This window comes from Gemmatimonadota bacterium, from assembly GCA_009835325.1.
Lineage (GTDB): Bacteria > JAAXHH01 > JAAXHH01 > JAAXHH01 > JAAXHH01 > JAAXHH01.
Genome location: VXWP01000078.1, coordinates 1 through 13909, shown reverse-complemented (window position 1 = coordinate 13909; position 13909 = coordinate 1). Strand labels below are relative to the sequence as shown.

The 13909-nt window shown below is 63.5% G+C and carries 14 protein-coding genes; 7 read left to right on the top strand and 7 right to left on the bottom strand.

Annotated elements, in window-relative coordinates; translation table 11 throughout:
- Positions 1 to 35: 35 nt before the first annotated feature.
- The gene (locus tag F4Z81_09960) at positions 36 to 1166 is read left to right on the top strand and encodes an amidohydrolase (GenBank protein ID MXW05377.1); all 1131 of its coding nucleotides are present in this window, start codon (positions 36 to 38) and stop codon (positions 1164 to 1166) included.
- A 13-nt stretch (positions 1167 to 1179) separates the two neighbouring features.
- Positions 1180 to 2166 carry a mannonate dehydratase gene (locus F4Z81_09955; protein ID MXW05376.1) on the top strand — a complete coding sequence of 329 codons (987 nt, stop codon included), beginning with the start codon at positions 1180 to 1182 and terminating at the stop codon, positions 2164 to 2166.
- Positions 2167 to 2176: 10 nt separating this feature from the next.
- Here the strand turns inward: F4Z81_09955 and F4Z81_09950 are convergent, their stop codons facing one another.
- A complete protein-coding gene (locus F4Z81_09950) occupies positions 2177 to 3019 on the bottom strand; it encodes a 2,3,4,5-tetrahydropyridine-2,6-dicarboxylate N-succinyltransferase (GenBank protein ID MXW05375.1) in 843 nt (280 codons plus the stop codon).
- A gap of 154 nt (positions 3020 to 3173) precedes the next feature.
- Between F4Z81_09950 and F4Z81_09945 the strand changes: the two genes are divergently transcribed.
- Positions 3174 to 3986: a phytanoyl-CoA dioxygenase family protein gene (locus F4Z81_09945; GenBank protein MXW05374.1), complete on the top strand. Its 813-nt coding sequence runs from the start codon at positions 3174 to 3176 to the stop codon at positions 3984 to 3986.
- A 49-nt stretch (positions 3987 to 4035) separates the two neighbouring features.
- On the opposite strand, the gene F4Z81_09940 is transcribed toward F4Z81_09945, so the two are convergent.
- The 6 genes from F4Z81_09940 to F4Z81_09915 all read right to left on the bottom strand — a co-directional run bounded on the left by F4Z81_09940 (position 4036) and on the right by F4Z81_09915 (position 9262).
- A complete protein-coding gene (locus F4Z81_09940; protein ID MXW05373.1) occupies positions 4036 to 5196 on the bottom strand; it encodes a cupin domain-containing protein in 1161 nt (386 codons plus the stop codon).
- 13 nt (positions 5197 to 5209) lie between these two features.
- Positions 5210 to 6331, bottom strand: a complete 1122-nt coding sequence (locus F4Z81_09935) for a mandelate racemase/muconate lactonizing enzyme family protein (GenBank protein ID MXW05372.1) — start codon at positions 6329 to 6331, stop codon at positions 5210 to 5212.
- A 40-nt stretch (positions 6332 to 6371) separates the two neighbouring features.
- Positions 6372 to 7175, bottom strand: coding sequence for a phytanoyl-CoA dioxygenase family protein (locus F4Z81_09930; GenBank protein MXW05371.1), 804 nt, complete (start codon positions 7173 to 7175; stop codon positions 6372 to 6374).
- Positions 7172 to 7993, bottom strand: coding sequence for a cupin domain-containing protein (locus tag F4Z81_09925; protein MXW05370.1), 822 nt, complete (start codon positions 7991 to 7993; stop codon positions 7172 to 7174). Before F4Z81_09925 ends, F4Z81_09930 begins: the two co-directional genes overlap by 4 nt.
- A gap of 87 nt (positions 7994 to 8080) precedes the next feature.
- Positions 8081 to 8887: a phytanoyl-CoA dioxygenase family protein gene (locus F4Z81_09920; GenBank protein ID MXW05369.1), complete on the bottom strand. Its 807-nt coding sequence runs from the start codon at positions 8885 to 8887 to the stop codon at positions 8081 to 8083.
- 12 nt (positions 8888 to 8899) lie between these two features.
- The gene (locus F4Z81_09915; GenBank protein MXW05368.1) at positions 8900 to 9262 is read right to left on the bottom strand and encodes a hypothetical protein; all 363 of its coding nucleotides are present in this window, start codon (positions 9260 to 9262) and stop codon (positions 8900 to 8902) included.
- Positions 9263 to 9445: 183 nt separating this feature from the next.
- On the opposite strand from F4Z81_09915, the gene F4Z81_09910 reads away from it, so the two are divergent.
- The 4 genes from F4Z81_09910 to F4Z81_09895 all read left to right on the top strand — a co-directional run.
- Positions 9446 to 10231, top strand: coding sequence for a phytanoyl-CoA dioxygenase family protein (locus F4Z81_09910; GenBank protein MXW05367.1), 786 nt, complete (start codon positions 9446 to 9448; stop codon positions 10229 to 10231).
- Between the two features lie 91 nt (positions 10232 to 10322).
- Positions 10323 to 11150 carry a phytanoyl-CoA dioxygenase family protein gene (locus F4Z81_09905; GenBank protein MXW05366.1) on the top strand — a complete coding sequence of 276 codons (828 nt, stop codon included), beginning with the start codon at positions 10323 to 10325 and terminating at the stop codon, positions 11148 to 11150.
- 33 nt (positions 11151 to 11183) lie between these two features.
- Positions 11184 to 13139 carry a hypothetical protein gene (locus tag F4Z81_09900; GenBank protein MXW05365.1) on the top strand — a complete coding sequence of 652 codons (1956 nt, stop codon included), beginning with the start codon at positions 11184 to 11186 and terminating at the stop codon, positions 13137 to 13139.
- A gap of 21 nt (positions 13140 to 13160) precedes the next feature.
- On the top strand, positions 13161 to 13909 hold a 749-nt coding region (locus F4Z81_09895), incomplete at its 3' end, for a sulfatase-like hydrolase/transferase (GenBank protein ID MXW05364.1).

Genomic DNA, 13909 nt, shown 5'->3' with positions numbered 1-13909 from the left:
AGGGCTTCGAAAGCCAGGGAACCGTTTCCCGATCCATGATCATCGATTCCCACGCGTACTGCTTTCCACCGGGTGACGCGAAGGCCGGGTACGCCCATGCCCGGGACCACCTCAGGTGGATGCAGGCCGAGCACGCGGTCCATCACCAGCCGGCCTGGCGGGTCCGGGACCGGGCCCCCGCCTCGTCGGAGGCGATCGCGCCGGAGGCCCCCGGCGACTGGTCCACGCTCCCCGACGTGGATTTCCGTGTCGATCGAACCCACGGCCGCGTGGTGTGGACGATCGACGGCGAAGACTACACCAAGCAGTTCTACCCGCCCCACCTTCGCAATCTTGAATACACCTCCGGCGACCTGGTCGCCGAGATGGACTACGCGGGCGTGGACGCCGCCCTGCTCCATACCAATCCCATGCTGGGCCGGGACAGCGCGTTCCAGGCTGCGTGTGTCTCTGCCTTTCCCGGCCGCCTGTATTCCATGGCGCCCGTGGACGAGTGGCGTATCGCCGATGAGCCGGACGCTGTGATCAAGGAGATCGAGCGGGCCGTGCGGGATCACGGACTGCACGCCGTCAAGTTCAATGCCACGCTGGCCTATCGCGGGAGCGGGCAGCCGTGGAGCGGCGGCGCTTACCACCCCTTCTGGGACGCCGTGGCCGCCCTGAACGTCCCGGTCTTCTTCACCCTGGGTGCCGGACCCGTCCTCGGGTACCACGCCGACCTCACGCAGGGGTACTTAGGCGAACTCGGCGTGTTCATGGACTGGATGGACCGTTACCCGGACACGGTCTGCAGCATCACCCACGGTTTCCCCTGGCGCATGTTTATCGACGGTGACCGTCTCGTGTTGCCGGAAGGCCTGTGGAGACCCTTCGAAAACCCCCACCTCAGCCTGGAAGTGTGCTTTCCCGTGCGGATCGGCGATCTGTTCGACTATCCCTACCGCGAGGTCTGGACCGCACTGGAAGAGATGGTTGACCGAATTGGAGCAGACAGGTTGCTGTGGGGCACGGACATGCCTTTCCAGAACCGGTTCTGCACCTACCGCCAGTCCCGGGACTGGATCGAGAAGTACGCGGATTTTCTAACCGAGGCGGACCTGGCCGCGATCATGGGCGGCACCGCCGCACGAATCCTGGGCATCGCCAGCACCCGCAAGTTTACATAACACGGAGGATACCATGCACGTCGGTACCCAGCAGTTCAGCACGGCGGACGAAGACCTCGAATATCTCGCCCGTCACGGCGTCTTCAACAAGAGCGAGCTCAACATCACCTTTCACAGGGAGTACGGCTGGGACGTGGACGAACTGGCGGCCAAGAAGGAGAAGTGCGCCGGTTTCGGCATCAACATGGAAATGGTGGCCCTCCCCATCGCCGACCTGAACGTGGACGGTGGCCAGGTACCCAACTACATGCTGGGCAAGTATGAGGAAGGCGACAAGGAAATCGAGCTGGTCTGCAACATGGTGCGCCAGGCCTCGGAAGCGGGCATCCCCGCGATCAAGTACTACCTGTGCGAAATGGAGAACCAGCGGACCGAGAGCGATCCGCCCGGACGTGGGGGATCGATCTACAGCACATGGGACCTGGAGAAGGCCAAGGACCGGCCGGCAAGGTACGACGAACCCGTGACGGCCGAGATGAACTGGGCCCGCATCACCTACTTCCTGGAACGGGTGATCCCCGTGGCCACGGAATGCAAGGTGCGCATGGCCTGCCATCCCTGCGACCCCTGGCTTCCCCCCGGGTACCGCTGCGTGGACCGCGTGCTCGGCGGCTTCGATGGTTTCAAGCAGTTCATCGAGATCTGTCCCAGTCCCTATCACGGGGTCAACCTCTGCCTGGGCTGCATGGCGGAGAGTTCCCTCGATCCCCTTAACGAGGTGCCGAACATCATCCGCTACCTCGGCTCGCGCAAGAAGATCTTCCTCTGCCATTTCCGCAACATCGTGGGCGGGCGCAACAAGTTCCAGGAGGTCTGGCCCGACGAGGGCGTGATGAACATGCACCGCAACATGCGGGCGCTCAAGGAGGTCGGCTATCCGCACATGTGCGTGCCCGACCACGCCCCGGGACACAAGGACCCGGACAGCTACCGCCAGGCCTTCGCCTACGAGTTCGGCTACATCCAGGCGATGATTCAGGCGGTGATGGACGAGGGGTAGGGGTTTAGAACTACCGGAGCCATGTTTCAAGCTCAACACGCGCGTCTGTGCGATCGTCGCGGTACTTGACGATGACCGGTGTAGCGAGGGAGAGGCCCCAGGCCGGTCCGGCGCCGCCCGTGACTTCACGCGCGCCGGGTACGACGACCGCATCTTCAGGCACGACGGTCGGCTCGCCCTCCACGGGCCGGATGATACGTTCCCTGGGCAGATCGTAAATCGGGGTGGATCCCGTCAGCACGGTGCCGGCGCCGATGACCGCCCTGCGCTTGACCATCGCGCCTTCGTACAGACCGGTGTTGCCGCCGATAAGGGCGTCGTCCTCGACGATCACGGGAAGGGCGCCCACCGGTTCCAGCACGCCGCCGATCTGCGCCCCCGCGCTGACATGGACGCCGCTTCCGACCTGTGCACAGGAACCGATAAGCGCGTGTGAGTCAACCATACTCCCGTCGCCGATGTACGCACCGATGTTGACGTACATCGGCGGCATGCAGATAACACCGCGGCCAAGATACGCACCGTCACGCACCGACGATCCGCCGGGTACGATACGGACGTCCGACGCGGTGGAGAGCGGGCGAAGATGCAGCGTATCCTTGTCTAGCCAGGGCGAATCCGTACTCGGCGAGTCGAAGGTTACCACGTCGCCAAAGCGGAACCCGACGAGGATGCCCTGCTTGACCCAGGCGTTGACGCGCCAGCCGGTCTGGGACGACGGGTCCGGATCGGCCGCGCGCACCCTGCCCTCCGCGAGTTCGGTTCGAAGTGACGCGAACGCGGCGCGGGCCTCATCCCGGTCGGCGGCCTCTGCCTGCGTGTAGAGACGCTGTATCTGTTCGGCGAGATTCATTGCGGACTTCAGCTCCTCGAGAATTGTTGGATCGGCACGACGATTTCAAGGAAATAGACGATGTACAGCAAACTGTCAAGCGCTCAAACGCTTGACTTCATATTTTCATAGTAGATGTTTCTCTGTACGACATGATTTATGGAGTGGGGTTTTAATGGAGGATTGCGTTTTGATTTCCAAACGGATACTTCCCGGGGAGCGCCTTGCTGACAACGTGATGGAGGATACGCTGGAAAAGTTCCACCGGGACGGCTTCGCCCTCATCCCCGGGGTGCTCACCCGGGATGAAATCGACGCGCTCCGCGAGGCCACGGACCGCTGTTTCAACGATCCCGTGCTCGCCGGTACCGACTACGTGAGCGGACGAGGGGACGGATTCGTATTGCGGCATACGCTGGAGCTGGACGCGGTGTTTGTGGACATGCTGATCCGCGAACCGATCCTGAGCCTGGCCGAGGCGGTCGTGGGGGAGGACTGCAAGTTCTGCGGCCAGAACGTGATCCGAAACGCGCGGGGACAGGCGATCGATCTGTGGCACGTGGACGACCGGGTGGAGTTTCCGCTGCCGGACGACGTGCCCCGCCATGATTCCCGAATCCGCATGCCGGTGCAGTGGTTCACCATCCAGATGGCGCTCACCGACATCGACACGATCGAGGACGGTCCGACGCAGTTCGTCCCGGGCAGCCAGTACTCCGGCAGAGACCCCAACAACCAGGAAAATCCGGAGTTCGATGGACGGGGACCCGTTTCGGCCTTCTGCAAGGCGGGAGATGTCTACCTGCAGAACAACCAGTGCTGGCATCGCGGAGCACCGGTCACCTCCGACCGTATGCGCTACGTTTTTCAATCCCAGTACGCCGCCTTCTGGGCCTACCGGCGGTTCAGCACGTACAACCACGTACCCGTGCCACCCACGGTGCTGAGCCGGGCTTCTGAACGGTTGCGCGGGGTGCTGGGGGTCTGACGAAGCGGATATCGGTCCAGCCCGACATCGACCAGGTATGCTTAGTGGATCAGTGTACGATGGTCTCGAACCGCGCGGGCAGTGCCACCTCGAGGAGTTCGAGGTCGGCCGAGCGGTCCGTGAGCGAAGTCTTCGTGTGGGGCGGTATGACGTAGGCGTCCCCAGCCTCCAGCCTGTGCGTTTCCTGGTTTTCGCCGTTCAGCGCGACTTCCCCTTCCATCACGAAGGTGAAGAGGATATCGCCCGTGTGGCTCGTGACCTGTTCGCTGCCGGAAGAGGAGCGGCCGTCCGTTGAACTGTCGTTCTTGCCATCCGTCACACGGGCGACCTGCACCGAGGCCACGCCGCCCGTCGCCTCGCCGATGCCCGTTTCCCTCGCTTCGAACCCCGCCAGCCTCCACGGTTCCCACACCGCGTCCTTGAGCTGGTGGCGGCAGAACGTCTGACCGCCGAAGACGCGATTGGGATTCAGTACCCCCGTGGGCAGTTCGACCTCGTGGTCGATGGTGGTCACGTGGTCGGCCGGGACGCCGATCTCGATCACCTGCAGGTTCTCGGACGATTCGAGCACGCGGTGCCGGATCTCCGGGGGCTGGATCACGCAGTCCCCGGCCTTGAGCATGAAGGGCGGCCCCTGGTCCTCGTAGACGAGCTTCACCTCGCCCCTGTAGGCGAAGATCAGCTGGAATCCCACGGTGTGGTAGTGCACGACGTCGGGAACGGGCCCGGCGTCGGGGATCCGGATGTGAGAGGCGATGATGCTCCCGCCCAGGCGGCCGGGCACCAGGTCGCGGTAGTGCATGCCCGCGCGGCCGATCACCCAGGGGGTGTTGTCCTTCAGCCTCCGCACGAGGAAGGCGTGTTGCGTCGGTGGAATCTCCAGCGGCGGATCGGCCTGTACGATCTCGATTCGGGTGCCGTTCGGCGCGGTGAGTTCAGTCTGCCCGCCAGCGAGGGCCGCCGGATCGCGGCACAGGATCCGCAGCGTGCCCGGCGGTTCGGAGGCGCCTTGCTCCAGCCGGATGGTGAGTCCGTGGCCGGAAAGCACGGAGATCGTCGGGTAGTCGGCGGGATAGATCTTGTCCATGCGGAAACCGAGGGTCTTCATGAAGAAAGCCAGGTCCGCGGTCAGGTCCGCGGACGGCAGCCGGATCTCGGCGCCCTGGATGTTGTCCGCGCGATTCGTCTGTTTGTCGTCATGCAGTTGCATTTCGCCTGCTCCTTCAACCTTTGAACCGGTACTTCTCCACGACGTCCATGTTCAGTTCCGTCCCCAGCCCCGGTTTCTCGGGGAGCCGGAAATAGCCGCTCTCCACGACCGGCGGATCGGTCAGCAGGTCGTCGCGCCAGGGCGCGTCCCATTTCTCGTCCACGAACTCGAGGACCAGGGCGTTCGGGATGTTGGCCATGACGTGCAGGCTCGCAGTCGTCGACAATGCGCTGTTCGGATTGTGGGGCGAGACCTGCATGTAGTAGCTCTCGGCCATGGCGGCGATCTTCTTGGTCTCCATGATGCCGCCCGTGCGCACCACGTCGGGCATGATCATGTCCACCGCCTGCGCGGCGATCAGGTCCCGGAAGCCGAAGCGCGTGTACCTGCGCTCCCCCACGCACACGGGCACGTTGACCGACGCGGTCACCCGTGCGAGGGCGTCGATGTTCTCCGGGTGGACAGGTTCCTCGTAGAACAGCAGGCCGATCTCCTCCAGCCGGTTGCCGATGCGGATCGCGGCGCTCGTGGTGTACCGGCACCCCACGTCAGTGCAGAGGTCCACTTCGTCGCCCACGGCCTCGCGGCAACGGCGCATGTGATCCAGAGCCAGCTTCTCCTGCCGCAGCGTGACCGAGCGGGGCGAATCGATGCGCTCCCCGTTGGTCGGCGGGTCGGCGGGAAAGTACGCCTTGATGGCGGTAACGCCCTTCTCAGCCAGCGCCGCGCATTCTTCCGGGTTGGACGCGTGGCTGTAGAACCGGATGCGGTCGCGGCATGGTCCGCCGATGAGGTTGTAGATGGGCTGTCCGGTGACCTTGCCCACGATGTCCCACAGGGCGATCTCGATGCCGCTGACGGCCGCGATGACCGCGCCGGTCTGCCCGATCTGCTCCAGGGCGTAGTACATGCGATGGTACAGGTACTCGATGTGGAAGGGATCCTCGCCGATGATGAGCTTGCCCAGTTCCTCCACGGATTGGGCGATGATCGTACCGCCCGGCCAGTTGGTGGCGTCCCCCAGGCCCACGACACCCTCGTCGGTATAGACCTGGACGAAGATCCACGGCGAGCCGATGTCCCTGGTTTTACGCCAGGACTCCACCAGGTGCACTTGAACGTCGGTGATTTTCAATGGTATCCTTTAACTTTCGGCACGTATCTCCGGGTCACCGTCAGTCCCGCCGCAGGTGGCTGAACTCCGGTTTGGGCCCGCCTTCTTCCCGGTCCCACTGCCAGAGTTCCGTGTAGGGGGACTGGGCCTGGAATCCGAAGATGACCGGTCCGTCCTCGCCCGCCCGTTCGAGCACGTCGGGCTTCACCACGCGGGCCATTTCGTATTCGCACTTCGTCCAGCGCCGGCGCCAGGGGCTGAGCACCGCGTATCGCGTTTCGTCGGTCTGGTTCTTCGTCGTGCCGTGCCAGGTGTTCACGTCGAAGAGCACCAGCGATCCTTCCGGGGCCACGGCGGTCCGGGCGTTTTCGTAGGCCGAATCGGGCACGTTCAGGTATTCGTACCGGTGGCTGCCGGGGACGAATTCGGTGGCGCCGTTGGTCTCGGTAAAGGGGCTCAGGCAGAAGATCGTGTTCAGGGCGATCGAGTGGCTCGTGATCCGCCGCCCATCGTCGGCTTCGGGCATGGAAGCCTCGCGGTTGTGCCCCGTGATGCCGCTGTCTGAATGCAGGCCGCGACCGCCCTCTCCGGGCAACACCACCGAACCGTACACGGCGCTGAGGAGCGCGTCGGGACCGAGGAAGTGTCGGATCAGCCGCAGATGGTCGGGCAGCTGGTAGAACCGTTCGAAGACCCGCGCTTTGTTGAAGAGCCACTCGAAGCTGCCGCGGTCCCGGTCGGGGTACCGGGTTTCAAGTTCCTTTCGCGCCTCGGCGCACTCCTCCGCCGTAAGCTGGTCCGTCAGGATAGTGTATCCTTCGACCTTCAGATCCAGTACGTGCGCCTGAAAGGATTGCTTTGTCATGGTGTTCGTCCGGCCAGGTCGTCGCCCAGGTCGGTCGCGTCCACCTTGCCCTTTTCCAGGCTCACGCCGACGACGAAGAGTTCGAGGTCCTCGTTCGTATGGTTGTAGATACCGTGGGCACTTCCGATCAGGTTGGGAACGGCATCCCCACGGACTACTTCCACGGTCTCGTCGTTCACGGTGATCCGGCCCCGGCCGTCCATGATCATGTAGGCTTCTTCCACGAGATCGTGCCGGTGGTACCCCACAGAAGTACCGGGCGGCAGCAGGACGTGGCAGAGATATTCGAAATTGGTCTGGAAATCCCGGCTTCCCCAGATCTGGCGGTACAGCACTTCGCCGCGTCCGCCGTGGTGTCTTCGGGGTCTGAGCAGGCCGCGGTCGAACCGGCCGACGGGCAGGCGGTCCGTGGACTCCAGTTCGACCACTCTGCGCGGGTCGTCGAAGTCCTCATGCTTCGGTTCACGGACCGTGTCCACACAATGAAAATTGAAGAACCAGGTATCCCGGTCCGTGTGGTTGTAGATGGCGTGGGACTCGCCCGACCGCAGGGGCACCGCGGCGCCGCCGTCGACTTCGGCCGTGCGGCCATTGTGTGTGAACTGCATGGCGTTGTCGATGGTGACGAAGATCTCTTCCGCGTAGGTGTGGCTGTGTTCACCGATGCCGCTTCCCGGCGGGAAGATCACGGAATGGATGAATCCCCAGGGAGACGCGAAAGCCGTCCCGTCGAAACCGGGATTGAAATAGCTCGCCGCCGCGCCGCCGTGGCTGACGCCTAGGTGCATTTCTTCCCGTCTGGTGTGGGTGATCAGCATGCGGATTGCTCCAGCTCGCCATGAGACCTGGTCAAACAGTGCCTGTGTGGGTTCGAGCAGAAAGTGACCTGGTTCGTGCCGGTCAGATCACTGCAGGACGACTTCCTCGACGGGTTGCGTGCCGGTCTCGTAGGCGGGCCGCCACCTGTCGTGGGCCATGGACTCTTCCTCGCTCAGCCCGCACAGCCAGTTCCAGGTGTGGATGCGGCGCCTCAGGTCCCGGTAGGATTCCACCCCGCTCGTGTAGGGCGCGGCCGGGCGATCCCGATACGCGGGGATTTCTTCCGATTCGATCAGCCAGTCACGCTGTCGCGGATCCGAATTGCGGAAGTAGGAGAACTTGATCATGCTGCGGGGCTTGTAATTGAGCTTGGGGCCGGCCCGGTGCCAGATGCCGTACCGGGTGATGGCCACGGTGCCGGCCTTCACGACGAGCGAAAGCTGGCCGGCAAGATCGCCGTAATGGGCCAGGGCGTCGCGGTTGACCGCCCGGCAGTGGGAACCGGGCAGGATCATGGTCGGCCCGTCTTCGATGTTCACGTCCTGAGGATAATAGTAGCACTGCAGTTCGTTGATCTCGTATCCGAGGCCGGATATACCGTCCGAATGCCAGTCCTGCCCCGAGACCGGCTGGTCAATGAGATGGTGATGGCCCCCCGTGGGCATCAGGAAATTGGGTCCGAGCAGCGAACGGATCACGCCGGCCAACCGGGGATGGAGCAGCACTTCGCGGATGAAATCGGGCGAGCCGACCGTTTCCTTCGCGGGGCCTTGTTTCAAGTTGCGGCACCGCTCGTTGAAATCGGCACCAACCATCTCGTCGAGCACCACGTATCCATTGGCCACGAAATCCATCACGTCGTCATCGGTCATTGTCGGTCTGATCTCCGCCATGGCAACGCCTCCTCAGTTCCACTTCTCGAGTATGAAATCGAAACCCACGTAGTCGTTTTCGAGGTCCTTGTATTCGTAGAGCTTATTGATTGGGTACTGCACCACGCGCCAACCGTCGGCAACCGCATCCAGTACGGATTCGTAAGGCGGCTCGTCACTCGGCAACTTGAGCTCCGGTCCCTCGCCCGGTACGAAAACCGCCCAGCCGGCGATCCCGGACCGCATATTGATCGAACGGGCCGTCAGGTACATGATCTTCGGGCGGGACTTGCCGCATAGGAGCGCCTCCAGCCGATCCAGGTCCCTGTCATCCAGTCCCTTCCCCTCCAGTTTCCGCCTGCTCTCGGCGATCCATCGCCTGATTTCCGATTGCATTTCGCAAGATCCCTTCTGCCGCGTCGTCGGCGCGGATAACACAGTTGATTCAAGTGAGGAGCATGGGTGACCGTTGTCTGGAATCGTCCTGGCTTCTGCAATGGTATACGGGTTGCGTGATTCGTGTCAAGCAGGAACGAACCGACTGTATTCAAAGTTGTGCGAGTCTTGAATCCACGGGTCTTGACAGCGTCCGCCGCGCCGCTTAATTTCAAGCCCATGACCAATTCACAACCGCTGAACGCCCAGCAGATCGCCCACTTCAAGCTGAACGGCTACCTGGTGCTGGAGAACGTGTTCGACGGGGAGACCCTGGAGGCGTGGCGGCGGCAGATCTGGCGGGCGCTCGATGGATGCCTGGAGGATCCCGAGACCTGGCCCCGGGAGACGAGCGGTCTCGACGGGTACGAATACGATCCACCCCAATCGGCCCTCGTGCACCATCCGTCCATGATGTCGATTATCGACCAGCTCAGCGGGGGACACTTCGTCGCGGGCGACGGCATACCGATCATACGCTGGCCCGAACCGGAGCGGACGTTCGAGATCCCTCAAACGGGCCATATCGACGCCTACGGGGGACGCTGGCTGCCCTTCATGATCGGCGCGACGACCTATCTCTACGACGTGGAACCCGGCGGGGGCGCCCTCATCTACTGGCCGGGAAGCCACCACGCCGCCCACCGGTATTTCCTGGAGCATCCCTCGCACGTGGACGGGAGTTTTCTCGAGATCGAGGGTTTCTCCTGGGATGTTTTCTGCGACAACCCTGCCACCGGCGGCCGGGAATTCACCGCGAAGGCCGGCGACGTGGTGCTCTGGCACTCCTACCTGACGCACAATGGTTCGGAAAACACCAGCTCCTCGCCGCGCTTCGCCCTGTTCGCCCGCTGGAACCACGAGAAATACCTGGAGCATGACTTCAGATACGAGATTCCCGAAGACCTGTGGAAGTATTGGGCGGTGTGAGGCGGCGGTTCCCTGAGGCCGATGGTTCCCTGGCGCAGGTTTCTATTGCGATCTAATCAACAGTGAAGGACTTGCCCCGTTCAGGATCTCCATGACCCCATCCCCCCGCTACCTCTCTGAAGAGCAATTGGCGCAATTCTGGTCCGATGGCTACCTCGTCCTGAAGGGCACGCTGGATGACGACGTCGTCGACAGTGCCCGCAGTTTCCTGCTGGACCTGATCCCACGCGATCTGGTCATCCCGGACCATTACCACGCGAACCACGCCCGGTTCAAGCCCCATAATCCGGACGGAAACGGCAGTTTTTTTGAGCCTGCCATGCTGCCCCTGCTGCAGAACGAGGGGCTGTACGGCGCAGCCGTGGACATCCTGGAGACCGAATTCATCCAGGTGTGGGACGGCTCGGCAGGGATTACCTTGAGGAACCGCGCCATGGAAGGGCGGCTCCAGAACCTCCACCTCGACGCCGTACCGAAGGGTCCCGAGGAACTGAACGAGGGATTCCTCCGCACCGGCATCGGCATCGGCGGATGCTATTACCTCAACAAGGTGGAAGACAACGGTGGCGGCATACACGTGGTGCCCGGCGCGCCGAACCGCGTTCGGGAGATCATGTTGGGCGAGCCGGACGGGCTCAAGCGCAACGACGGCTGGGGCAAAATCGTCGATTTCAAGTCGTCCATGGAGGTCACCGGGGACGCCGGCGACTTCGTACTCATGCACCACCTGATGCCGCATTCCGCCAGTGCCAACCACAACGCCTCGCCGAGGATCGCCCAGTTCACCCGGCTGCAGACCCTGTCAGAAGAAGAAGCCCGCCAGGCGCCCGGACCCGACCGGCCCCTGAGTCCGGACGCCCTGGCCGCGCTGACCCCGCTGGGCCGCAAATTGTTCCGTCTGGATCCCTGGATCGGGTAACTTCAAGTACCGCAATCGGATCGGATGAACGTCATGCCCCCTGAACCACCCCGGTCCCGTGGCCGCTCGGCCATTACGCTGCGATCCGGGGTCATCGGGCTCGCGCTCTCCGCCGTGGTCGCCTTCTGGGGCCAGTTCTCCGCCGATCACGCCGGATACAACTATTCCACCTACGCCCATCTCCCCGCGGCGCTGCTGATCCCTTTCCTGATCCTGATCCTGGGTCCCCACGTCCTGCTCAAGCGGCTGGCGCCCGGGTACGCCCTGACGACGTCCGAACTGATCGTGGTCTTCGCCATGGGCCTAATCGGTTCCATGGTGCCCGACTGGGGCATGACCAGGTACCTGGTCTCCCTCATCACCGGACCCTTCTACCATGCGAGCCCCGAGAACCGCTGGGCGGAAACGTTCTTTGACACGCTTCCCACGTGGCTCGTGATCAGCGGCAAGACCGACGCGGTACGGGTCTTTTACGAGGGTGCCGCGCCGGGTTACCAGATCCCCTGGATGGCCTGGATCTCGCCCCTGTTGTGGTGGATGTCCTGTTTCGGCGCCCTGATGTGGACGGGCGCGTGCATCGTGGTCATCCTGAGGAAGCAGTGGGTCAGCCACGAGCGGCTGCGCTTTCCCCTGGGGGAGGTAGCGCTCAACCTGATGGGCGTGGGGAAGGACCGTGACCGTCCGCCCATGGTCCGCACGACCGCCTTCCGGATCGGCGCCGGCCTGTCGCTGGCCGTCGTGTGCTGGAACATCGCCTCCTACTGGGACATCGTTACCCCGGTCCCCATCATGGGACCGGACTTGTTGCAATTGCAGGTCCATCCGTCGATCCCGGAACTTCCCATCCGGCTGAACGTCTTCGTGCTTTGCTTCGCCTTCTTCATCAACGCCGAGATTCTCTTCAGCCTGTGCTTCTTCCTGCTGTTCACCATGCTGCAGCGGGGGCTGTTGAACATGCTTGGTATTACGGCGGCCACGACCATGTCGCCTACCGGCCTCGTGGGCACACAGTCGATCGGCGCCCTGATCTCCCTGGTGGTGTGGGGACTCTGGATGGCGCGCCGGCACCTGGCGGCGGTGGCCCGGCGGGCGTTTCGTAATGATCCGTCGGTGGACGACAGCGGGGAGTTCTTCTCGTACCGGGTGGCGGTTTTCGGCTTGATCTTCGGCCTGCTCTACCTGCTGGCCTGGCTGTACAGCATCGGCATGTCCCTGCCGGTCAGCCTGGTCCTCCTGGCCGTGCTCTTCACCATCTACCTCGGCATGGCCCGAATCGTCGCGGAGGCCGGACTGGTCGCCATGGACTTGCCGGTGAACGCCAACAACTTCACCGCGGGCATCATCGGCGCCGACAACCTGGATCCCTCCACGATCACCGCCCTGGGCATGACGAACGCCTTCGCCCGGAACTGGAGGACTTTCACGATGATCGGGCTGTCCCATGCCGCTTACCTGCAGCGATGGATGGCGCCGGCCACCCGGCATCTCTTTCTCTGGATCTGCCTGGCCTTCGCCGTCAGCGTGGTGACTTCCCTCTACTATTACATCAGCGCGGGATACGCCGTCGGCGCCGACAATCTCCTGTCCAAGCCCGGCGACCTCGTGCCCTTCTTCTACAACACGATCATGACGTGGAACAGCAGCGTGCGCAGCGTTTCCGACCTGGAACTGATCTTCTTCGGGAACGGCATCGTCCTGTACATGCTGATGATCCTCGGTCGGTTCCTGTTCCTGTGGTGGCCGCTTCATCCCATCGGGCTGGTCGCCGTGGCCGCGGATACCGTGCGGTTCATGTTCCTGCCCTTCTTCCTGGCCTGGCTTATCCAGGTGATCCTGCTGCGCCTGGGCGGAGGAGCGCTTTACCGCAGGGCGCAGCCGCTCTTTCTCGGCATCCTGGTGGGGTATGTCCTCGGCATGGCCCTCTCATTCCTCGTGGACAGCCTGTGGTTTCCGGCGGCGCCGCACCAGTTCGAGTCGTTCATCAATTAGATTGAATTCAAGGACACAGACATGGCCGAATCCGAACGCCCCAATCTGCTCTTCATCATGGACGACCAGCACCGCCATGACTACCTGTCGGCCGCGGGCGCGTCGTTCCTGAACACGCCGAACCTGGACCGCCTGGCGAGCCGCGGGATCCGTTTCACGCAGTGCATCACCAACGCCCCGGTCTGCGCCCCCGCGCGCATCGGCCTGGCCAGCGGACTCCAGCCCGCGCGGCTGGGGTGCCTCGACAACAACTGCTACCTGCCCCGGCATATCACGCCCTATTACGCCCGGCTGCGGGACGCGGGGTACCGGGTCGGTTGCGTGGGCAAGCTGGACCTGGCCAAGCCAGACCCCTACAACGGCCGCCGCGGCGACCGGCCCCGGGTCTTCGGCTGGGGATTCACCCATCCCGTGGAGTGCGAGGGCAAGATGCACGCGGGCATGGCGGATGAACCACGGGGACCCTACGGCTTCTGGCTGGAGGAACAGGGGTTGTTCGACGCGTTCCGGACGGATTACGCCGCCCGCCAGGCACGGGGATGGATCGAAGGCGCTTCCCACGATTCGGTGCTGCCCGCCGAGGCCTTCGAGGACGCCTACATCGGCCGCCGCGCCGCCGAATGGATCGACGAAGTGCCGGACGACTACCCGTGGCACCTCTTCGTCAGCTTCGTGGGGCCCCATGACCCCTTCGATCCGCCTTCCGAATACGCCGACCGTTACCGGGACGTGGATATGCCGCCCGCCGTGCACAGCGGGCACGAGGGGGG

What these genes read in the sequence shown, in the direction of transcription:
- F4Z81_09945 (MXW05374.1), top strand. Translation starts at nt 3,174, where the DNA reads ATGGAGGATTGCGTTTTGATTTCCAAACGGATACTTCCCGGGGAGCGC.
- F4Z81_09925 (MXW05370.1), bottom strand. Translation starts at nt 7,993, where the DNA reads ATGCTGATCACCCACACCAGACGGGAAGAAATGCACCTAGGCGTCAGC.
- F4Z81_09960 (MXW05377.1), top strand. Translation starts at nt 36, where the DNA reads ATGATCATCGATTCCCACGCGTACTGCTTTCCACCGGGTGACGCGAAG.
- F4Z81_09905 (MXW05366.1), top strand. Translation starts at nt 10,323, where the DNA reads ATGACCCCATCCCCCCGCTACCTCTCTGAAGAGCAATTGGCGCAATTC.
- F4Z81_09900 (MXW05365.1), top strand. Translation starts at nt 11,184, where the DNA reads ATGCCCCCTGAACCACCCCGGTCCCGTGGCCGCTCGGCCATTACGCTG.
- F4Z81_09920 (MXW05369.1), bottom strand. Translation starts at nt 8,887, where the DNA reads ATGGCGGAGATCAGACCGACAATGACCGATGACGACGTGATGGATTTC.
- F4Z81_09940 (MXW05373.1), bottom strand. Translation starts at nt 5,196, where the DNA reads ATGCAACTGCATGACGACAAACAGACGAATCGCGCGGACAACATCCAG.
- F4Z81_09930 (MXW05371.1), bottom strand. Translation starts at nt 7,175, where the DNA reads ATGACAAAGCAATCCTTTCAGGCGCACGTACTGGATCTGAAGGTCGAA.
- F4Z81_09950 (MXW05375.1), bottom strand. Translation starts at nt 3,019, where the DNA reads ATGAATCTCGCCGAACAGATACAGCGTCTCTACACGCAGGCAGAGGCC.
- F4Z81_09915 (MXW05368.1), bottom strand. Translation starts at nt 9,262, where the DNA reads ATGCAATCGGAAATCAGGCGATGGATCGCCGAGAGCAGGCGGAAACTG.
- F4Z81_09955 (MXW05376.1), top strand. Translation starts at nt 1,180, where the DNA reads ATGCACGTCGGTACCCAGCAGTTCAGCACGGCGGACGAAGACCTCGAA.